This is a genomic window from Microbulbifer sp. MKSA007, assembly GCA_032615215.1.
In the GTDB taxonomy this organism is placed as follows: Bacteria; Pseudomonadota; Gammaproteobacteria; order Pseudomonadales; family Cellvibrionaceae; genus Microbulbifer.
The window spans coordinates 1,151,343-1,175,571 of sequence record CP128433.1 but is presented as its reverse complement, the minus strand read 5'-3'; the positions used below and the strand labels follow the sequence as shown (position 1 = coordinate 1,175,571).

Genomic DNA, 24,229 nt, shown 5'->3' with positions numbered 1-24,229 from the left:
ATGTTAGCGTTATTAAAAGAGCTCAAAAAAAATAACCTGGCTGTATGGGTCAGTGGAGATATTCTTAAATTGGCAAGTAGCGGTGATGAAATACCGAAAGAACTGCTAACACGATTGAAAGCAGAAAAGCCTCAGTTAGTTAAGTATTTACAAAGAAGAGAAATTGACTCACAGAAAAAATTTTTTAGGCTTGAGGAACTCTTGCAATACCGTCTGTCTTTTGCTCAGGAGCGACTATTATTTATTGAACGGTTAGAGCCTGAAACCTGTGCATATCACATTCCATATTTAGTGCAATTGGACCAAGATGCCCGATTAGATATTCTACAAAGTGCTTTTACACATTTGGCAATACGTCATCCCGTGCTCAATTCAGTCTATATTGAGTCTGATAACCGGAATATCAGCCAGATATTATCTGGCCCTGTTAAAATTTCGACAAACCACTTAAACACAGAAGAAAAGTTACTACCGGCGGTAAAAGATGAGATAGTGCGCCCCTTCGATCTGTCACAAGATCCACCAATGCGTCTGAAATATTATGAGGCCAATAAAAAGCTGTATTTGCTAATTATGTGGCATCATATTGCGTTTGATGGCTGGTCAATGGATATTTTCTTACGGGAATTATCTAACATCTACCAGTCTTTACTTAATAGCCAGGAAATAGGCTTACCAGACCTATCCATCCAATATAGCGATTACGCCCAATGGCAAAGGGATTATCTAAATGGGGAGAATCTCTCCAAGTTAAAGTCTTTCTGGCATAATACCCTATACGGTTATGAACTTTTAATTTTACCAACAGATCGTCCTCGTCCCAAAAAATGGATTACCGAGGAAAAAATATCTACTTTACGTTAGAGGCTGAACTATCCCTGAAGTTACGGCACTATGCCCAATCAAGGGAAACTACTCTATATACCGTCCTCCTCAGTGCTTTTTTTGCAACACTGTCTAGCCTATCAGGGCAAGAAGATATCCTGATAGGTACTCCGTCAGATAATCGTCATCATGCCCAGACCCAAGACGTAATTGGCTTTTTTGTCAACTCGCTGGCGCTACGAGTAAAGTTAAATGCAGATATAACAGCTGATGAATTAATCAGGCAAGTACATCAGGTAGTCTCTGCGGCTAAAACTCACCAAGATCTACCATTTGAGTCTCTCATTGACACACTGGAAGTGGAAAGGGATTTGTCCCGCCATCCATTGTTTCAGGTAATGTTTACGGTACAAAGTTTTGGTTTGACAAACCTATATGAATTGCCGTTTACCCCGGTAGAAACAGATCCTCAAAACCCATTATATTCGCCTGCAAAAGCGGATTTACGCCTGACTCTCGATGACAGTGGGAACCAGATAAAAGGTATGTTTAGTTATGCAGTAAGTCTATTTGATGAGGAAAGCATTATCCGTGCCAGTGGAATCTATCAAAAATTTTTGGTACAGATGCTGGAGCAGCCCTCACGATCTATCAATACTTTTGATAGTTTGTCAGATAGAGATCGCCAAAAAGTTTTAATTGATTGGAATCAGACAAGCTCACATGGTGGTAATGAGCTAAGTTTATCACATCTATTTGAAACTCAAGCCCTAATAAATCATGATTCAATCGCGGTTAGTTTTGAAGAACAACAATTAACTTACCAAGAGTTAAATGAAAAAGCTAATCAACTAGCAAGGGCAATACAGCATAACTATCAAGATAAACACCGAAATACGATAAGACCCGATACTATCGTTGCCTTATATTTTGAACAAAGCCTGGAAATGGCTATAGGGATATTAGCTGTGCTAAAAGCCGGCGCAGCTTACCTTCCCCTTGCCTGTGATGCACCTCAAAAACGTCTGAAATTTCAATTAGAAGACAGTAAATCTGCCCTGGTATTAAGTCAAAGTTTCAAGCTTGATAAACTCCGCTCTTTACTCAAGGAAATCCCTACTCCACCTTTATTACTTGCAGTAGATAACCAAGTAGAAACTGCGCCGTATTCTATCGAAAACCTAAGTCATGGTTCGCAAGGAAACAACCTGGCGTATCTAATCTATACCTCAGGCACAAGCGGTACTCCTAAAGGAGTAATGGTAGAGCATAAATCCGTTGTCAATCTAATTAAAGCACAAAGCGAAGCATTTAATTTTGACAATCAAGAACGTGTGCTTTGGCTGTTGTCTTATGTTTTTGACGCTTCAGTTGAGCCCTTTTATTTGGCTCTGTTGAATGGTGGGAGGTTGATATTACCCGAAAGAGGAATATTAAAACAACCGGAAAAAATCATCGGCTTAATAGCCAAACATCAGGTTACACACTTGGTAGCATCTCCTTCTCATCTATTGACTTTAGGTGATATCAAAAACAAACAGCAAATAAAAAGAGTAGTATTTGGCGGTGAACCTTGTTCACCAGAGTTGGTAAATATTTGGAAAGACAAGCTTATTAATGAATACGGACCAACTGAAGCTACGGTAACAGCCATTCAAAGTCTGAACTTTTATCAGCAAAATAATAATCGATGTATAGGTCGCCCTATCAATAATGTTAAGGCTTACGTACTTAATAAAAAAGGTTGTCCGGTACCCATCGGGGCTCCAGGGGAATTATATATCTGTGGAGCAGGAGTCGCCCGAGGCTATCTCAACCAGAAAGCACTGACAGCACAGAATTTTATCAATAACCCTTTTGCCAATAATGAAGATAAAAGCAGGGGGTATGATCGCTTATATAAAACCGGCGATTTGGTGCGCTGGTTACCCAACGGAAACTTGGAATATCTGGAACGTATAGGACAGCAGGTTAAAATTCGGGGTTACCGAATTGAGTTAGGGGAAATTGAAACTGCGCTCACCAACGTAGAATCAGTAAAACAGGCACTGGTGACAACTTATCATCATCAGGGTAGTACCCTGCTAATAGCCTATATAGTACCTTGTCTAGCACAAGATATTTCATCAGAAGCCTTACGGGACACATTGGCTCTTAGCTTACCTGAGTATATGTTGCCGGAGAGCTATACTTACCTGGATCAGATCCCGCTAACCACCAACGGTAAAGTAGACTATCGTGCTTTACCCACCCCGGAACTAATTTCTAAGAATAACTACCTTGCACCCCGAACCGAACTAGAGAGTCAGATGTGTCAGATCTGGCAACGTGTACTGGGACTGGAAAACATAGGCGTTAAGGATGACTTTTTCCGTATAGGTGGCCATTCAATTAATGCAGTTCAGCTAACCGCTACTATTCGTCGAGAACTGGCTATAGAAGTTTCACTGGAAGAATTGTTCGAGCGAAAAAATATAGCCACTCTGATTTCGGGAATAGAAAAACAAAAGTTGTTGACAATCCCGCGCTCAAATGCAACCGCATTTCCACTATCTTTTGCTCAGGAAAGACTTCTATTTATTGAGCAATTTGAATCTGGAAGCAGTGCCTATCATATACCTTATCTTACCCGACTAAAGCCAAAGACATCGCTGGATAAGCTTGAAAAAGCACTAAACGCTGTGATTCGTAGACATACTGTGCTTAACAGTGTCTATTATACCGATAACACCGGAATTAGTCGGCAAGAGGTACTATCTACTCCTGTCACTTTACAAATGCACAAAGCTGCGGACAAAAAACAATTGACGCTCTTAGTTAGAAAAGAGTGTATGCGTTCCTTTGACCTTGAAAAGGAAGGGGCAGTTCGACTTCATATATTTCAATTAGGGGAAGTAGATTACCTACTAATACTCTGGCACCACATCGCCTTTGATGGCTGGTCTAGCGGGATTTTCATCAAAGAGCTTTCAGAAATTTACCAAGCTATATGTCAAAAGCGAGAAGCTCTCCTACCCGAACTGGATATTCAATATCGTGATTATGCTGCCTGGCAACATGACTATCTGCAAGGAGAGCAGCTAGAGAAGCAGCTACAGTATTGGCAACAACGTTTGTCCGGATATGAATCTTTGGCTTTACCACTTGATTACCCCAGGCCCATAGTGGCTGATCACCGAGGTAAATACCATCGGTTCACTCTAGGTAGTCAAACCTCAGCACAGTTACGAAGATTAGCAAGAGATCAAGGAATCTCTCTATATACTGTACTTCTCAGTGGATTCTACCTATGCCTGACAACCCTGTCTGGGCAAGAAGATATTTTGGTGGGCACACCGTCAGATAATCGTCATCATTCCCAGACTCAAAATTTGATCGGTTTTTTTGTTAACCCCCTGGCTTTGCGTGTTGTAATCAAGCCCGAAATGTTGATAAAAGAACTATTAGCCATAGTGCACCAGGTCGTAACTTCGGCTAAGGTGCATCAGGAGTTCCCATTTGAGCGTCTAGTTGAAGAACTGAAGATAGAGCGAGATAATTCTCGCCATCCTTTATTCCAGGTAATGTTTGGTCTACAGAATAACAGGCAGGAAATCAGTGATACCGAAAAATTACCTTTTATTCCTACAAAATTAATTGATGAAAGCAATTTATATGTACCGGCAAAATTTGATCTAAGTTTATCGCTAAATGATTATGGCGATGAAATTACCGCAGGGTTTAACTATGCGGTAAGTCTTTTTGATGAAGAATCTATAGCACATATATCCAGTCTTTACCAAAGGATGCTTTCCGGTCTCCTTTCTGGACCAGACTTTCCGATAGCACAAATAGAAAAACTAAGTACCGCTGATCGACAGAAAATGTTGTACCAGTGGAATGATACTCAGGTTAATTATCCCGACAGAAACACTATACATGGTCTATTTGAACAGCAGGTCAGCCGGACACCTGATCATATTGCCCTGGTTTTTGAGCAATGCCGACTAAGCTATCGGGAGCTTAATCAAAAGTCCAACCGTCTCGCACGTGCACTTTTAAATAAATATGAAGCCAGCACAGCGAGGACAATAGAGCCCGACACTCTAGTAGGATTATGTTTTCAACGTAGCGCAGATATGGTTGTTGCCATTTTGGCGGTACTGAAAGCTGGAGCGGCCTATGTGCCAATTGCACCGGACCTCCCTCAAGCACGTATCAAATTTATACTGGAAGATGCACAAATCTCGCTGGTAATAAGTGATAAGCAGAGCTTATCGGCACTACCCGCATCCCAGGCTGGCAAGTACCAAGTTCCATCAATCCTTGTAGTTGATGATAAAAAGGAAGTCACCGCATATCATCACGATAACTTACCAGAAACATCAAGTAGCAATCATCTTGCCTATGTGATTTACACGTCAGGGACAACAGGTAAGCCCAAAGGCGTTTTAGTGCAACATAATGCAGTAACAGCTTTTGCTTGCAATAATCGTTATTTGGAAGCCTCCAAGGTGACCAATATTGCCAGTTTGTCTTCCTATGCTTTTGATGGTTTCGTATTTGACTTATTTTACAGTGTGCTAAATGGCTGCAGTATGCATCTCGTTACGCAGGACGTAATCCAGTCCCCTATAAGTTTAATAGATTATCTAAATAGCCATCATATTGATTCATTTTTTATCACGACTGCATTACTGAGTGTCCTGACCAAAGAGAGACTATTAAATAGATTGAAGGTAAATAATATTTTATTTGGCGGAGAAAAGGCCGATGCTGGAACTTTACACCAGCTAGTTAATGACCACCCTGAAATTTCGTTTACACATGTTTATGGGCCAACTGAAACGGTTGTTTTTGCTACTGCCTGTCACTTAAATACCAAGATGAGAAAACTGCCTATTGGCAGCCCATTGCATAATAAAAAATTATATGTTTTGGATAAAAATGGCCAACCGGCACCTGTCGGGTCTCCTGGGGAACTATATATCGGCGGTGCAGGTATTGCTCGCGGCTACCTTAATCAGGAAGAGCTGACAGCTAAGAGTTTTATTAATAATCCTTATGTCAGTGATGAAGATAGAGAAAGGGGACATGACCGGCTATATAAAACTGGGGATTTAGTGCGCTGGTTACCAGACGGAAATTTGGAGTACCTTGAGCGAATTGGTAAGCAAGTTAAAATTCGGGGCTACCGGATCGAATTAGGAGAAATCGAGTCAGCCTTGCATGAAATCGAAGCAGTAAAGCAAGCATTAGTGACCACTTTTCACCATGAAGAAAATACAATATTAGTTGCTTATATAGTACCAGAGGCAAGAGAGAAAATTTCACCGGATACCCTAAAGCAAATGCTATCTATTAATTTACCGGGATACATGGTACCTGAAAGCTATACTTTGTTGGAGAAATTGCCATTAACCCCTAATGGAAAATTGGACTATCGCGCGTTACCAAATCCACAATTGATTATAAATGATAACTACCTCCCTCCCCGCACAAGTCTTGAACAAAATCTCTGCCTGATCTGGCAGCAGATATTGGGACTTGATCGTGTAGGTATTGCGGATGACTTTTTTCGAATCGGTGGGCATTCGATCAATGCGGTACAACTCATAGCTACCATTCGCAGGGAATTAGGTATTGAACTATCCCTAGCAACTCTCTTTGAGAAAAAAAATATTGCTGCCCTCTCCAAAGGGCTTGAGGAGAAGCCGCTGCTAAGAATTACTTCAGCAAAAGTCGGCCCTTATCCCCTGTCTTTTTCCCAGGAGCGTTTATTCTTTATCGAGAAATTTGATTCCGGGGCAAGTGCATATCATATTCCCTACTTAGTTAGGCTCAGGCCTCAAGCATCGCTAAATAATATTGAGCGGGCAATAAGCGAGGTAGTACGACGTCACACTATACTAAACAGCATCTACTACACGGACAAAAATGGTGTCACCCTACAAGAAGTCCAGCCCAGGGAGATAGCAATAAACAAGCACCAGCTTACAGATGAATCCCAATTGAAGACTGCCCTGATTAGGGAAAATAATCGGCCCTTTGATCTAAGCCATGAGAGCGCCGTCCGCTTACATATGTACCAGTTAGGCGAACAACGGTACTTGTTGATCCTTTGGCATCATATTGCTTTTGATGGCTGGTCTACTGGCATTTTTATTAAAGAATTTTCACAAATCTATCATGCTATTTGTGAAAGGCAGCAAGCATCACTACCGGTGCTGGAAATCCAATATCATGATTATGCTGTTTGGCAACGAGAATATCTCAAAGGTGAGACTCTAGAAAATCTGCTGAATTACTGGCAAAAAACGTTGTCCGGTTACGAATCCTTGGTACTGCCACTAGATCATCAACGGCCGCCAAAGGCTGATCAAAGGGGTAAGCACTATCACTTTGTCCTAGACGAAAATACATCAGCGCAGTTACGCGCTTTTGCAAGATCTGAAGGTACTACTTTATATACCATATTACTAACTGGATTTTATCTTTGCCTCGCAACCTTGTCAGGGCAGGAAGATATCCTGGTAGGTACACCCTCAGATAATCGTCACCATGCCCAAACTCAAGACCTGATTGGTTTTTTTGTTAACACTCTAGTATTGAGAACTGTTCTAGATACTAAAATGACTGTAAAGGATTTGATAGCACAGGTGCATCAGACCGTTACTCAGGCTAAAGTGCATCAGGAACTGCCTTTTGAACGCCTGCTCGAGGCACTTGATGTTGAACGTGATAGCTCCCGCCATCCACTCTTTCAAGTCATGTTCGGTGTACAGAGCTTTGTTCAGCAAGAAAGTGTTAATGACGATTTCCCGTTTTTACCCTCTGAACTCGATGGGGAAGCTTCTCTATATTCACCGGCAATTTTCGATTTAAGTTTATTTTTAAATGATGGTTGCGAGGAAATTACCGCAACGTTTAATTATGCAGTCAGCCTATTTGATGAAAAGACCATCATACGCATTGCCAACTTGTATCAACACCTACTCACAAGTATGTTGGCAACGCCTAAGTTATGTTTAGAAAAGATTGAACGAGTTAGTGAAATTGAACGTCAACTAATCCTGGGTAAGTGGAATGATACAAGGATTGACTTCCCTGAGGGACAAACCTTACATGGTTTATTTGAACGGCAAGCCCTGCGAACGCCAAATCACATTTCACTGATCTTTGAGCAGCAACGGATTACTTATAGTCAACTTAATAAAAGAGCCAACCGTTTGGCCCGCATCCTGTCAAAACAATATCAATCAGCTCACGGACAATCGATAACTCCAGATACCGTTATTTCATTATATTTTGGGCGCGGTATCGATATGGTTATTGCTATTTTAGCAGTACTAAAAGCCGGTGGAGCTTATTTGCCCCTTTCGCCTGATTACCCTGAACAGCGCCTGAGTTATATCTTAGCTGACAGTCAATGTCCGATGATCCTAACGGGAGAGAGTAACGAAGATAAACTCCGGAAAATCGTCGGTATTGAACATCAAGAATCCATAGTGTGTGTAACCCAAGAGTTACTTTTGAATGAAGCAATAAGTGGGGATAATTTACCTGCGCTGACATCAACATCCGATCTGGCTTATGTGATTTATACATCCGGTACCACTGGCACACCTAAAGGTGTGATGATTGAGCATCACAGTTGCGTAAATTTGATGCAACATAACCTAGAAACGTATCAAGTTTCTTCTGGTGAAAATTTATTATTACTGGCTAACTACACTTTTGATGCATCGATAGAGCAGATATTTATAGCATTACTTAGTGGTTCTCGGCTAGTGATTACCGGTGATGCCGACATCCAGTCTTTTAGCCGTCTGGAGCGGCTAATTGAGCAAGAGTCCATTACTCACCTGGATGCACCATCTAGTCTCCTTCTGGCATTGGAACTTGGGGAAAAACATGGCTTGAAGCGAGTCATCTCGGGTGGCGAAGTGACCTCAACCAAGCTAGCCAGTGATTTGGGGGATAAGCTCATTAATGTCTACGGACCTACAGAAACGACTATCAGTAGCCATCAATATCATTGTCCACCTCAATCAGAAGACAACCAGATCCCGATAGGCAGGGCCATCGCCAATAACAAAAGCTATGTCCTCGATAAATCAGGTCAGTTATTAGGAATAGGGGCTATTGGTGAGTTGCATATAAGTGGAGCCGGCCTTGCCCGGGGTTACTTGAATCAACCTCAACTGACAGCAGAGCGCTTTATAGAAAACCCCTTTGCCAGTGAGGAAGATAAAGCCAGAGGTTATACCAAATTTTACAAAACTGGCGATCTGGTCAGGTGGTTACCCAGCGGTGAGCTGGATTATATCGGTCGCAATGACTTGCAAGTGAAAATTAGAGGTTTCCGTATTGAGTTAGGTGAAGTCGAAGCGGCTTTAAATGACCTAGATGGAGTAAGGCAAGCGATAGTGACAGATCACGAATATCAAAGTCAAAAATACTTGGCAGCCTATTTAGTCCCAGATTCCGAGGACTCCAAAGATCTTGATATATTAAAAGCAACATTAGTGTCTGTATTGCCCGAGTATATGATTCCTGCAAGCTTTAGCTGGATTGATAAAGTACCACTTAATTTAAGCGGCAAACTGGATAAAAAGGCCTTGCCAACTCCCAAGCTTGTTTCCCAGAGTGATTATCTGGCTCCACGTACGCAACTTGAACGCCAATTGTGCGAAGTTTGGCAACAGGTCCTGGGATTGGGCCAGGTTGGTATCCGCGATAACTACTTCAGTATCGGAGGAGATTCAATCAAAGCCATCAGTCTTGGGGCCAAAAGTCGCCAGATAATTGGTATAGATATCCCACTAGCAATGTTATTTGCAAATCAAACAATTGAAAAATTAAGTACCTCGTTACAGCAAGACGCAGTATCAAATCAGGATGAAACTCAAGAATTTGAGATGGTCTTATAGGGATAATAAAATGAATCAATTAATCAGCAAAATAAAAAACAATCAAGTCGCAATCTGGCTGGATGGAGAACAGCTACGCCTGAGTAGTAAAAAAGATTTGTCAGACAGCGATCTATTAGAGTCAATCAAAGAACACAAGTCATCATTAATCCGCTTGTTAAAATTTAATCACATTTACAGTAAAAGTGACTTCATCAATAGGATAATATTTTCTGTACCCGAAGAGAAATCTGAACTTAGTTTTGCCCAGGAGAGGTTATTATTTATTCATCAGTGGCAGCAAGGAAGTAATGCCTATCATATCCCACATCTGATTCGACTATCTGATGATATTAACTATCCCGCTTTAGTAGATGCTATTCAGTATATGGTTAGGCGCCATCCAATACTAAACACCGTTTATCGCCTTCATGAAAATGGTGATACGTACCAGCAAGTCCTTGATAGCCCTTTAACTATTCGTTGTCTATCAAAAAATAACAATACTGATCTGTTAAATGGGATACAAGAAGCCATAGAGCAGAACTTTGATTTAAGCGAAAAAATACCGTTAAGGGTTATTCGATTTGATTCTCCCCAAGGAGTGTTTGTTCTTTTTGTTTGGCATCATATTGCATTTGACGGCTGGTCAGCACAAATTTTCTTCACCGAATTATCTCAAGCCTATTCATCCTATTGTCTTGGGCAGTCACCCGACCTTGCTCAGATAGACATTTGCTATAGTGATTATGCCGTATGGCAAAAGACATTTTTACAGGGAAAAGAACTACGAAACCTTGAAAATTACTGGCTAGGGCAATTGGGTGGATACAGCTCGTTACACTTGTTCACCGATAGACCACGTCCGCCCCAGCAAGATTATCGTGGTCAGGTATTCAATTTTTCATTAGATACACATCTTTCACAACAATTAAGATTATTGGCCCGTGATCAGAAGACAACTCTGTATTGTTTAATGCTCAGCGGTTTTTATTTGTTGCTCTCGACGTTAAGCGGCCAGAAAGACATGGTTATCGGTACGCCGTCAGAAAATCGTCACCATGTACAAACCCAAAATGTTATAGGCTTTTTTGTTAATTTGTTAGCATTGAGGGGGAAATAGACGAAAGCTTTTCAATTGCACAATGGATAGATAAAGTTCACCAATTGGTTCTTGGAGCTAAAATTCACCAGGAACTCCCCTTTGAGCACTTGGTTAAACTGCTTAAAGTGGAACGAGACCCCTCCCGCCACCCTTTAGTTCAAGTCCTGTTTAGTCTGGAAAGCGTCCAGACGAATGTAGAAAAAAGTAAAAATCCCTCTTTTACCCAGCTATCCTTAAACGACCTAAACCAGCTAGATTTTATTGGCGAAGAATTACTAGAAGACATTCAACACCATCAAGAGTATTCTCCAGCAAAATTTGATTTGAGTTTATATATTAATGACTCGCAACCTGATCTCAGCGGTGTCTTTAATTTTGCTATCAGCTTATTTGATGAGCATACAATCAAGCGATTCGCTGATTTATATCAAAGAATATTGGCCCAGATGGTTTCCGATGTACATCAGCCTATTGCTTCTATGAATTTGGTTTGCAAGCAGGAGAAGCAAACTTTATTAAATAACTGGGTCAAAACCACACAAAGCTCATCTCAGAGTCTATGTCTTCATCAACTATTTGAAGAACGAGTTAAGACCTTTGCCGATAAACCAGCAATATCATTTAAACAACAAACTCTCAGTTATCAACAGCTAAACAATAGAGCCAACCAACTGGCGCTAAAGCTACAAGCTGATTATCTATCAGCACAGGGAAAACAACTTGAACCGGATACTTTGATTGGCATTTTCCTTGATCGCAGCCTGGAAATGGTAATTAGCATTCTAGCTATTCTCAAGGCCGGCGGTACTTATGTACCTATTTCTCCAGACTACCCCAAAAGTCGAAGCTTGTACATTTTACAAGATACTGGGGCCTCCTTGGTTATAACCAGAAAAAAATATGCTCACACTTTCACGGCTTTCTCTGGCGAACTGGAACTGATACCCCAATTGGTATATGTGGACACCTTAGAAAATCAAGCTACTAGCGACAGACAAGCGCCTGTAAGCGCTGTTAAACCTCAGGATCTGGCTTATGTGATTTATACCTCTGGCACTACAGGCAAACCTAAAGGGGTATTACAAACTCATGAAAATGTGATCCGCTTATTACAGGTAACCCAGGCCGATTTCGGCTTCAATGACAGCGATAACTGGGTACTTTACCACGCTTATACCTTCGATTTTAGTGTTTGGGAACTTTGGGGCGCTTTGACTACAGGTGGAAAACTTGTAATCCCAACGACAGAAATCACAAAGGATCTACCCACTTTTGTCCGTTTGTGTCAGCAAGAGCAAGTGACAGTATTAAACCAAACACCAGCTGCCTTTTATGCACTAGTTGATACATTAAGGATCACTGGAGAATGTCTTGAAGCACTTCGATTGGTGATTTTTGGAGGGGACAAGCTAAATATTGAACAACTTAAAAGTTGGTGGGATACCTATGGTAATAAATCAACTCGACTGGTAAATATGTATGGTATTACAGAGACGACCGTGCACGTGACCTATAAAGAGTTAACAGCCGACGATAATACGGCTTACTCCAATATCGGTAGGCCATTAAAGGATATGAAGGCATATGTACTCAATAGTAAATTAATACCTTTACCAATCGGTGCTCCGGGGGAGCTATATGTAGGCGGATCAGGGTTGGCTAGAGGGTACCTTAACAGGCCCGAACTTACGGCTGAGAGATTTATTGAGAACCCTTTTATTGCATCAGAGGGAAACATCAAAAACCGGCTGTATAAAACTGGAGATTTAGTCCGCTGGCTGCCTAACGGTGAACTTGAGTATCTTGGACGAAATGATGCCCAGGTAAAAATTCGAGGTTATCGTATTGAACTGGGTGAAATTGAAGCTGCCTTAGCCCAACATCCTCAAGTACAGCAAGTAGCGGTAATTGATAGGATCCACGAAAAGAATAAGTACCTTGCCGCCTATGTCGTCCTCAGTGAAAAGAAAAGTTCAGACCCTAGCAAGTTAAAAGCTTTTGTTTCTGAATTCCTACCTGATTATATGATGCCTTCCACCTTTACCTTCCTGGATACATTGCCGCTAACAATAAACGGAAAATTAAATCGCGTGGCCTTGCCCTTTCCAGAATTTACTAGCAAGGTTGAATATGTTGCGCCAGAAAATGAACTGGAGCAGGAGTTGTGCCAGATTTGGCAAAGGGTATTGGGTATAGATACTGTCGGAGTACTAGACAGCTTCTTTGAATTGGGAGGGGACTCAATACTTTTACTTAAAGTTTACCATCATTGTAGTCGTAGCAATATCCGGGTTTCACCTAAACTACTCAATGAACAACCCACTATCAGAGGCTTGGCTGAAAGTATCAAAGCAGAACCCATGCCTGATTTTTCATCCTGCACCGAGAGCGAAATTGTTAACTTTCTGACAGGTTATAATGAATTTAATAAATTTATGACCTTTAACGAAGTAAGTAACAAAACCGGTTTATTCCTGATTCCAGCAGCGGCAGGTCCTGAAACTTTTACTCCACTGGTGGAAAAACTGGACATCAACCGGCCGGTCCACTTGCTGGAAAATATCCAGGTGTATAGTGGGCGGCAAATAAGACTGAATTATTTGATTGACTATTATTTTGCTGTGATACGTAAGAAGCAGGCAAGTGGGCCCTATTTGCTGGGAGGCTACTGCGAAGGCGCTATGGTTTCCCTTGGTATCGCCCAAAGACTGAAAGCTTTAGGCGAGAGTGTCGAAATGCTATTTTTAGTTGACCCCGTGGTGATCAATATAGAGCAAAATCTGATTGACACCATCAAGCAGGATCCTAGGCTACCTAATTGTGGGCGTTTTGAAGCTGAAATGGTGGATACTTTTCTTTTCTATGCCGAATATGTCAAATCACTTCAGTCCTATAGCGGACCAGTAGTTTTCTTTGAAGGCAGTAGTGTCTCTGATGAGGCAACCCCAACACAAATCCTTGCTGTGATCAATGACTATATTGACATTCAAGAATTGTTCAACAAGGGCTTCTCAACGCCTAAAAATGGTTTCGAAAGTTTATTGTTAAATTGCGATTATATTGCCATAGATGCAAAACATGAGCGAATCATGATAGAAGATGAAACACTGAATACTATGGCCAACGTAATCAACCTTAAATTGTCCTCCAGCTACGATAATTATCTAGAGACTGAAACTCATAGCGAAGTAATTTATAGTTAAATGAAGATCCGCTGAAAACTAAGATTTAGCTTTGTTAAAGCTCAAAATTACAGTTGAATTGAGGGAGATTCTGACTTATTTCCTTATACACCTACATTCCTTGAATATATTTTATCAAGAAAAAATTTACATCTACATATTTACGATAGAACTTTTGAGGAATTTGGTATTTTTTAGGGGCTTCCCAGGAAGGATTTATGGAACGACAAGAATTAATCCGCTTATACGGATTTCAAATGGGGTGGGGATTTTTCTCCACCTACTTAGTTTTACCGATATTAACACCTTTTTTTAGCTATGGGCATGTCTATGCCGCAGCTGGGAATAATACTGGCAGTCATGGGGTTGTCAGTGATACTTTTCGAATTACCCACCGGTAGCTTGGCGGATCAGATCGGGAGGAAAAAGGTATATCTAATTTCCCTGACGATGTCTATGGCTTGTTACCTCGTGTTATTGGTTTGGCAAAGCTTTTATGGAGCTTTACTAGCAATGTTTTTATGGGGAGCTAGTCAGGCATTATTTTCTGGCTCTTTAAATGCCTGGTTTGTAGAGTGTTTTAACCAAGCCGAAGGTACAATGAGCCTGCAAGAGGGTTTTGCACGTATCGCGACTCGTGCCGGACTCATTGGGGCGCTTGGTGCAATGAGCTGTGCCCTGGTAGTGGGAGGCGGGGAGTATTTCGGGCATTATGACCTGGACTTATATCGGGGACTTTTAGCTTTATCCCTATTTAGCAGCTTACTCTTATTTGCCTTTACCGAGATAAAAATCAGAGAAAATCGTGTATTTGATCGTTTTCGAATTTCAAATATCGCCCAAATCCCAAGCCAACTCAGTTTAGGTGTTAAAGCCTGCTATTCACCATCACTATGGCGCTTATTGTTGACTGTTATTTTATTGACTCCTATAGCTAGTGCTATCGAAAAATATTGGCCAGTACGCTTAGAGGCCTTATCGGACGATATGCCCGTAGGTTGGCTGTATGGGCTATTAATGGCATTAATTATGCTACTAGGCAGTTTGTCAGCAAAAATCACTACCTGGATGGCTCAATTTTTTAACCAGCAATTGGGAAAAGTACTTTTGGTAGCCAGCCTGATAAAATTATCTCTGGTGATGTTACTGGCTTTATCTGGAGATCTATTACTGTTTGTTAGTTTATTCTTATTGTTTAATTTTAGCATCGGCCTGGGTCTTTCTGCCTCCGCTCAGTTACAACATCAAGCAGTCAAGGACGAGGTCAGGTCAACTGTTGACTCCATTTTTTCATTAACGACTCGCTTTGGTGGTGTCATCGGTTCACTAGTTTGTGGTTTTGGCGCAGCTGAAATAGGACTGAACAATACTTGGTTATTGTTAGCAGCCATGGGGCTTTGTGGTAGTTGTATATTTTTGAGTTCAGAATTCAACCCCACGATCATAGATAAAGACAAGCAAATAATAGAGCAAGCTTAGTCTCCAATCCCATCCCCCCTTCGGGGGGATAGCCTACTTGCAGGGAAGCAATTGATACCCTCAAGAATAATTATTTCGTCGAAACTTCTTTCTATCCTAATCACTCCGCTATCCCACTCCAGACAACAGCTCATTAGGTGGATCGAAAGATTCAATATCCGGGTCAAGCGACAGCTAATGCAGACCTCATTCCATAAGCTATGTCCATGATCGCAACTCTTGATGGCAGATACGTCGCTCTCAATAAGGTGTTAGTTAATTGGAGAGGCAGCTAAGATGGTGAGCTTTTGTGAAATCGTAGGGAGGATGAACAACATTCCTTTAACAGTTAGCGGCCTGTAGGGGAAATGGCCAACCTTCAAATCTGCTCAGCCATGCGTAGAACAAAATCTCACCAACCCCAAATTCACAGGATTTAACCTACTTTTTGGCCCCAAATTTAGCAGTTTCCTCGCTCAAATCCTGCAGATTGCCCCTACTCGCCCCGGTTGCTAAGATGCGCGCCTGCCGCTATGGCCCGGCGCCCCCTCTGGTTCCGTATTACGACCCGGGGCTGCCTGCAAACCGATTTTCCCAAGCGTTACCCTCGCCTATCCGCAACGCGGAGGCCCGAGGCTTTCCACAGGAAAAGCGGTACTGAGGCCAGGTGCTATTTTTAACCGCGAGCGCACCGCGACGACTCCCTGCGACTACAGGAACGAAGTTTATGACCCAACCATCGCTGCAGCAGTTGGAACAACACGACGCCTTTATCCATCGCCATATCGGCCCCGATGCCAAACAGGTAGAGGCCATGCTGGAAACCCTCGGAGTTGCCAGCCTCGAAGAGCTGATCGAGAAAACCGTGCCCGAAGCCATTCGCAAGACCGATGAGCTGGATCTGGCCGATGCGATCAATGAAGTTGAGGCCCTCGCAGAGCTGAAAGATATCGCGGCGCGCAACAAGATCTACCGCACCTTTATTGGTATGGGTTACCACGACACCATTACCCCCAATGTGATCCTGCGCAACGTGCTGGAGAATCCGGGTTGGTACACCGCCTATACCCCTTACCAGCCAGAAATTGCCCAGGGCCGACTGGAAGGCCTGCTGAACTTCCAGCAGATGATTATGGACCTCACCGGTATGGAACTGGCCAACGCCTCCATGCTGGATGAAGGCACCGCTGCCGCAGAAGCCATGGCCATGTGTAAGCGCCAGGTCAAGCGCAACAAGTCCAACGTCTACTTTGTGGACCAGGACTGCCATCCGCAAACCATCGCCGTAGTTAAGACCCGCGCCGAACACTTCGGCTTCGAAATCGTTGTCGGCGATGTGGAAAAAGATATCCCCACCGAGCTGTTCGGCGCACTGCTGCAGTACCCCGGCAGCACCGGTCGCGTACGCGACCTGAGCGATATTATTGCCAAGGTCCACGAAGCCAACGCCCTGGTCACTGTGGCCGCCGACCTGATGAGCCTGGTAGCCCTGCGGGCACCGGGTGATATGGGTGCGGACGTAGTCGTCGGCTGTAACCAGCGCTTCGGCATCCCCATGGGTTACGGTGGCCCCCACGCGGGCTTCTTCGCCTTCCGCGAAGCTTACAAGCGCTCCGCACCGGGTCGTATTATCGGTGTTTCCGTAGACAGCAAAGGCAAGCGTGCCCTGCGCATGGCCATGCAAACCCGCGAACAGCATATTCGCCGCGAGAAAGCCAACTCCAACATCTGTACTTCCCAGGTGCTGTTAGCGGTAATGAGCGCTTTCTATGCGATTTACCACGGCCCTGAAGGCCTGAAAACCATCGCTGCCCGCATCCAGCGCCTGGCAGACATTCTCGCTTCCGCCCTGCAGCAGGAAGGCTTTAATCTGGCCCACGACAGCTGGTTCGATACCCTGAATATCACCGTTGGCGCCAAGCAGGAAGAGATTTACCAGCGCTCCCTGGCCGCTGAGATCAACCTGCGTAAAATTGGTGAAGACGCCCTGGGTGTGAGCCTGAGTGAGACCGCCACCCTGCAGGATGTGTCCGACCTGATCAATGCCTTTATCGGCACCGAACACAGCATCGATCTGCATACTCTGGACAGCGAAATTGCCAGCAAGGGCTCCCTGGGTGTACCCGCCTCCCTGGCGCGCGATACTGAATTCCTGACCCACCCGGTGTTCAACACCTACCACTCCGAGACCGAGATGCTGCGCTATCTCAAGTCTCTGGAAGCTAAGGATATCGCCCTGAATCACTCAATGATTCCCTTGGGCTCCTGCACCATGAAGCTGAACGCCACAGCCGAGATGATCCCGGTCACCTGGCCCGAGTTCGGCAAGCTGCACCCCTTCGCACCAGTAGATCAAGCAGAAGGCTACGCGGAAATGTTCCGCCAGCTACAGCAAATGCTATCCGCCTGCACCGGTTACGATGCGGTGAGCCTGCAGCCCAATGCCGGCTCCCAGGGTGAATACGCAGGCCTGGTTGCTATCAAGAAGTACTTCGAAGCGAAGGGCGAAACCCAGCGCGACATCTGCCTGATTCCCGCCTCTGCCCACGGCACCAACCCGGCTTCCGCCATGATGGTGAGCATGAAAGTGGTAGTGGTTGCCTGTGATGATAAAGGCAATGTGGATATCGAAGACCTGAAAGCCAAAATCGAAGAGCACGGCGACCGCGTTGCCGCACTGATGGTCACTTACCCGTCCACCCACGGGGTGTTCGAAGAAGGTATCCGCGAAGTTTGCGACCTGGTACACCAGGCTGGCGGCCAGGTTTATATCGATGGTGCCAACATGAACGCCCTGATTGGCGTCGCAGCTCCGGGCCAGTTCGGTGGTGACGTATCCCACCTGAACCTGCACAAAACTTTCTGTATTCCTCACGGTGGCGGCGGCCCCGGCATGGGCCCGATCGCTGTTGGCGAACACCTGAAGCCCTACCTGGCGGCCCACCCGGTGACTGAAGTACCGGAAACCAATCTGGATAACGGCACCATCTCCGCTGCTCCCTGGGGCTCCGCCAGCATCCTGCCGATCAGTTGGATGTATATCCGTATGATGGGTAAGCAGGGTATGAAGCAGGCTACCGAAATGGCAATCCTGAACGCCAACTACGTAGCCAAGAAGCTGGGTGAGCACTACTCCCTACTCTACACCGGCACCAATGGCTTTGTTGCCCACGAGTGCCTGGTTGACCTGCGCCCACTCAAGGAAGCCAGCGGCATCACTGAAGAGGATATCGCCAAGCGCCTGATGGACTTTGGCTTCCACTCCCCCACTATGTCCTTCCCGGTAGCCGGCACCCTGATGATCGAGCCTACCGAAAGCGAATCCAAGGGTGAACTGGATCGCTTTATCGAAGCAATGGCAACAATTCGCCAGGAAGTGGAAGATGTCACCAGCGGTAAATACACCCCTGAAGACAACCCGCTGCACAATGCACCTCACACCCTTGAGGACGTGATGAACGATGAGTGGACCCACAGCTACTCCCGGGATATTGCTGCGCGCCCAGCAGCATGGCTGAAAGAGCACAAGGTGTGGCCGGCCGCTAATCGTATCGACAACGTCTACGGCGACCGTAACCTGATTTGTTCCTGCCCTCCGATTGAGAGCTACGCTGAGTAAGATCTAACACTCTCACAGATGGATTTAAAAGCGGGCTTAATGCCCGCTTTTTTCACCCGGCTTGCAATCCAGTTGATTGACATTAACTTCATCCAAACTTAGCCTCTTATAGCTTGCAAGTAACCTAACTTGCTTAAGCCTCTCCAAAAAGGACTTCCAAATGAAAAAAACCTCTATTGGCCTACTCTTTCTGTGCACTTCTTTTTCATCAATAGTATCGGCAAGTGTCGGAATGCCTAGTTATCAAGTTTCTGAAACAGTAGGCGTTTTGCCCGATGGAAGATTAGAGATCAATTTTCCTCAAGCTTTTAATTCCGCATGCACAGACGGAGACGGCAAGCGCATATATGTTGAGGTCGGGAATTCGCAGGAAGTAACTGAAGAATCAATTAAACTAATACAAAGCATAGTTCTGGCAGCTCACGCGGCTAGAAAACCTATTAAGTTCTGGTATGATCGACCAAACAATGGATCTGTTTGCGAAGGTGGCAAGGTAGTAATGGCTTCGTAAAGTTGTTTCTACGTACTGATTAGGGGAAGCATTACTTTTACTAGTGTAAAAATATATCAGGCTATCCCCGCTTGACTCGAAAAATGAAAGTTGGCCCAACATAGTAATTTTAAATAAGTATCAGAATCAATAATTGAGCACACCCTTTTCACTCCCTTAAACTACTTTTCAAAATCCATTTTTTATTAGAGCTGCCCCGCTTCATCGACTAATGCCAATTTCCACGGGGCTATCAGCCAGGGTTTATATAATCACTTAAGGCAATTAGGGACCTCTGAAGTACCTGGCCATATTGTAGAAAGGTAACTGCTAGAATCTTTAGTCACATTAAATATCATAGTGCCGCCACCCAGGTTATTATTTTCATTACAGGAAGCTAATGCACTTGCAGCGGAAGCGCCATTCAACACAGTAGAAGCGCCAACACCCAATTTGGATCTATCGACCCCCAAGTTTAAGTACTTCTGAACTCGTGAAGTGCAACTTGAGCCCAACCAATAGCTCATCTCCCAACCATAAGTTAATTGGTCGCCCAGTTTCTTCCCATTCCATTCAGCCTGAAAAGCATCGGTATCACTCCAAAGTGCTTTAGAAATAATTTTGTTAGGCATCTTCTCTCGCAATGCACTAGTCACTTTTACCAAGGAGTCAGAATAGGTTTGGCTGCACTGTGAGTACTCATCATCAATATCAATACCATCCAACCCATACTGATCCACGGCATCTTTTAGCTGCTGAGAAAAGTCATCAGCGGACTGCTCATCGGCAAAACAGGACCAACCTGCATTTTGGTGATTTCCGAGAACGCTGAGCACCACTTTCGTACCCTTGTCTTGCAATTCTTGTACTGTACTCAAATTGTTATTGAGCAAGTCTGACACTTGGTCATTAAAATGCAGTACAGCTTTCTGACCATCGTAATTAACATTTGCCGCGAAGATCACAGCTATATCAAACAACTGGCTGCCATCGCTCTCTGTAAAGCAGCCTGCATTGCCCAGGTTATTACTATTAACTTCTACGTAAGCAACTTTAGGCGCTGACACACTTTCCTGAGGAGTATCAGATTTACACAGAGTTGAGCCCAGCTCACGGATTTCATTCTTACGTGAACCACACCCATACCCGCTGCCATCCATGGAGGCATTATCGGCAAGATTTGCAATTTCCCAGTCCCCCAGGATGGAACACAGCTCATCCTTATAGATTTGAGCCTCAAGATAGGTGACCGGGCTTGCATCAGTTGCACAGCTGCTTCCACTAACAACATGAGGCGCTGAAGGTTCGGATTTACACAATGTCATGGATAATTGGCGACTTTCATTACTCGTCAATTGGCAATTATTTCCCAGATGTTCTATTGAGGACCCGTCTGATAAACCAACCAAATCACCATTATTGAGAAGATCACAAAATTCATTAGGATAATTAAGCGCTTCAGAATAGCTTACTGTTGTAGTGTCCGAGGGACAGTCATCCGAATTGACCACTTCAATATCTGCGTATGCACCAGTCTGAAATAAAATGGTGGCACAAGCAGTCTGCATTGCTCTACGTGTCGATTGTTTCATATTTATGCTCATTTTTATTATGTGGTTATGTAAATTCTATAATCTAATATCGATAGTCAAAAAAAATGGTGTAGAGCTTACACTCTACACCCAACACTACGATCAACGAGGTATTAGAATTTATAGTTTGCACCAATATATAGTCTGCGCCCAGAGTAATTATAATAAGTCATTCTGTTTTCCTGCTTCCAGAACCCCTCTGCCTTTTCCTCCGTTAAATTAATGATAGATGCCGTGAAATTTAGGTTTTCATTGAAGGTAAAGCTGGCATTAAGATCAAGCTGCCCATAAGCTTTATCATATAAATTATACCCTTGGTGAAGCCCCCCAGCTCGATCATCTTTCCAGTTATAAGATGCTCGCACACTGTACAAATCATTTTCATAATAACCGGAAAGATTGTACTGGTGCTTAGCCGTTCCAGGAATTTCTGCCTCAGTTTCTTCACCATTAACAAACACCCCTGAAGTACTGGTGTCGGTGTAGGTATAATTTGCCATTACACCAAAACCACTTTCGAACGCGTGTTGTGCAAACAGCTCAACGCCTCTTGAAGTTGCCTCAGCACCACCCGTTTTTGTGGTCATGTCGACTTCAATGGGTCCATTGCAGCAATTGTGCTCACGTAATACAACTTCAGTTGTGGTTATAGGAAGGTTGCTGATATCCTTACTAAATAATGTTGCCCCAAGTGCGGAAGCATCAAAGTAATACCATTCAATTCCCAGGTCGAATTGATTGGAAAGCATCGCTTCTAGCCCAGTATTTGCTGAAGTGCCAGTCCCACGGCCGGTCCAAGAATCCGGCGAGTTAATATTTACAGGGGGGCCATAAGACTCAGCCTGCCCCAAATCAGCATAACTAACTCGAGACATGGTTTTTGCTGCAGCAAATCGTATTACAAGGTCATCAGTTAGATCCCAGGCAATATTCAAACTTGGCAGGAAGTTTTCACTATCAGCACTTCGGTTATTTGCATTGGTGATATCTGTCTCTTGACCAATGATGTCATCGTACGTCGAGGTAGTTAAGTCGGTATTAACATAGCGGACACCAAAGTTACCCCGGAAGGCTTCCCATTCAAAATCTGCCTGTGCGTAAAGTGAAAATATTTTCTCCTCGATGGTATAGGTACCGGATAAGACAGGAACTACAGTCCGGGTAAAATTATCACTAACGTAGGCTTTAAGCGCATCTATATCAAAAGGCAGATAGTTAATAGCCCCGGTATCGCCTGCGCTATTATCGATTACGCTGCCGCCAAGTAAGATTGAAGTGTCTGGATGAAAATCCGGGTTGTGGAACCATTCGGTACCCGACAACCACCCACGATAACCACCGTTATCCGAAATACCGTCATCCCACAGGAAAGTATCTCTTAGGGACTTGGCTTCATGATCCCGATATTTAGTACCGACATAGATTTTGTTAACTATTCCCCAATTGGTATCAAATCCCAGGTCAAGCTGATAATAATCTTCCCTATCCCGATTTTGGGTAGCGTCAGAACTAAACCAGTCATAATATGGATAGGCCTCCTGATCCGAGGTGAGATCTGTAGAGATTTCGTAGCTAGGTTCCCCGTCGGCAATAGACCACAGCCAACTATTTACGGAACCATAACGTGCATCCATATTTGCCATGATTCTTTCGGAGACACCTCCTTTTGCAGAGCTGCGCCCAATATTCACTGCTGCTGTGTAAGAATCACCTTCATACAGAATTTCGAGGTCGAATGTATGAGATTCTGATTCACCGTAGCTATCCTGCCCGGTCAATTGCGGAGACATTAAGCCTCGCTCTACCTCAACACCACCATTGACATCAGCATCGCCCCAGTTATCAGCATTTAGCAAGCCGTTATCACCGTTGCCATAGGTGACCACGGTATCCCCTTCCAGCTCAACGCCAAAGTAGGGGTTATGGTTATCATTCCATTCAGCTAAGGTGAGATTCTGACTACGGGTATCGTATCCCAACTGGGAACCGAAATAGTTCAGAGAAAATTCCAAACGCTCAGTTGGCCGCCATTGAGTAGTAATTTGATAACCATCCCTGGCCCTATCCTGCTCATGATTACCAATACCCATAGCTCTGGGCGCCCAAACATTGTTGTAAACTTCACCAGTTTCCTGGTCAACAATTGCCGGACGCTCAGCACCTTCAACTGTATCTGAATGGAATCGCCAATGGCTCGCGTAGTTTTCAATTGAGGTTACGGTTCTGTCCTGCTTGGTATATCCAGCCAGGATACCAAAGGTTTCACTCTCATTTTTCCAGGAGTAAAAAGCACTATATTGAGGTTCCCACTGCTCATTAGTATCTGAGTAAGTGGTTTCAGTAGTTATAACACCCTCACCAGAATCCATTTCCAGAGGCTTACGACTGTGTAGAATAACCGTTCCGCCAATTCCTCCTTCATCAATTCTAGCTTCCGGGCTTTTGTAAACTTCTACTTTGCTAATCATGTTGGATGGCAGCAAAGTGTAATTAAAGCTTCGAGATGGCGCTTCTCCATCAGAGGTTGCAATGTAGTTTCCATTTAACTGAGTCAAGGTCCACTCGGCACTGGTGCCACGAATACTGACTCGACTACCCTCTCCACCACTGCGTGTAATTGTGATCCCTGGCACGCGCTGAAGAGAGTCTGCAACATTCTTATCCGGGAACTTGCCCACATCCTCGGCGGTTATCGCGTCTACAATAGCATTAGAATCCCGCTTAATTTCCAGGTTTCTGGTATTACTCTCAAGAATTCCGATTACCTCAATTTGATCCATCGGTTTGTCTTTCTCAGAGATATCATCAGCAATCGCCACGCTACTAATGGCTAATGAAATAGCGGAGACTAGCGATTTCTGCTTAATCTCCCGGCTCCAGATTTTGACCGTGGTTCGTCTATTATTCTTGACTGTTTTCATAGTATCCCAACTTTCTTTTCTTATAAGTTTTTTAAAAGAGCCCCTCTCCAAATTGGAGAGGGGCGAGAAACCGTCAGGGGACCCTAAACCCCGTAATGACAGTCCACTTGTTGAGCACTAAAACCCTAAGAAAAAAACGGGATAAG

The 24,229-nt window shown here is 44.0% G+C and carries 9 protein-coding genes; 7 read left to right on the top strand and 2 right to left on the bottom strand.

Going from position 1 to position 24,229, the window contains the following annotated elements; all coding sequences use genetic code 11:
- From QT397_07965 to QT397_07935, 7 genes are all read left to right on the top strand, one after another.
- Nucleotides 1-864 carry a condensation domain-containing protein gene (locus tag QT397_07965; protein WNZ57267.1) on the top strand — a complete coding sequence of 288 codons (864 nt, stop codon included), beginning with the start codon at nt 1-3 and terminating at the stop codon, nt 862-864.
- Nucleotides 828-9,737: an amino acid adenylation domain-containing protein gene (locus QT397_07960; protein ID WNZ57266.1), complete on the top strand. Its 8,910-nt coding sequence runs from the start codon at nt 828-830 to the stop codon at nt 9,735-9,737. Before QT397_07965 ends, QT397_07960 begins: the two co-directional genes overlap by 37 nt.
- Nucleotides 9,738-9,747: 10 nt before the next feature.
- A complete protein-coding gene (locus QT397_07955) occupies nt 9,748-10,839 on the top strand; it encodes a condensation domain-containing protein (GenBank protein WNZ57265.1) in 1,092 nt (363 codons plus the stop codon).
- Nucleotides 10,840-10,883: 44 nt separating this feature from the next.
- Nucleotides 10,884-14,024: an amino acid adenylation domain-containing protein gene (locus QT397_07950; GenBank protein WNZ57264.1), complete on the top strand. Its 3,141-nt coding sequence runs from the start codon at nt 10,884-10,886 to the stop codon at nt 14,022-14,024.
- 309 nt (nt 14,025-14,333) lie between these two features.
- Nucleotides 14,334-15,482 carry an MFS transporter gene (locus QT397_07945; protein WNZ57263.1) on the top strand — a complete coding sequence of 383 codons (1,149 nt, stop codon included), beginning with the start codon at nt 14,334-14,336 and terminating at the stop codon, nt 15,480-15,482.
- Nucleotides 15,483-16,188: 706 nt separating this feature from the next.
- Complete coding sequence (gene gcvP, locus QT397_07940) at nt 16,189-19,080, top strand: aminomethyl-transferring glycine dehydrogenase (protein WNZ57262.1); 2,892 nt, start codon at nt 16,189-16,191, stop codon at nt 19,078-19,080.
- Between the two features lie 160 nt (nt 19,081-19,240).
- The gene (locus QT397_07935) at nt 19,241-19,591 is read left to right on the top strand and encodes a hypothetical protein (GenBank protein ID WNZ57261.1); all 351 of its coding nucleotides are present in this window, start codon (nt 19,241-19,243) and stop codon (nt 19,589-19,591) included.
- Nucleotides 19,592-19,842: 251 nt separating this feature from the next.
- Here QT397_07935 and QT397_07930 read toward each other — a convergent pair whose 3' ends face one another.
- Complete coding sequence (locus QT397_07930; protein WNZ57260.1) at nt 19,843-21,162, bottom strand: glycosyl hydrolase family 18 protein; 1,320 nt, start codon at nt 21,160-21,162, stop codon at nt 19,843-19,845.
- A 113-nt stretch (nt 21,163-21,275) separates the two neighbouring features.
- Nucleotides 21,276-24,083, bottom strand: coding sequence for a TonB-dependent receptor (locus QT397_07925; GenBank protein WNZ57259.1), 2,808 nt, complete (start codon nt 24,081-24,083; stop codon nt 21,276-21,278).
- Between the last annotated feature and the right edge of the window lie 146 nt (nt 24,084-24,229).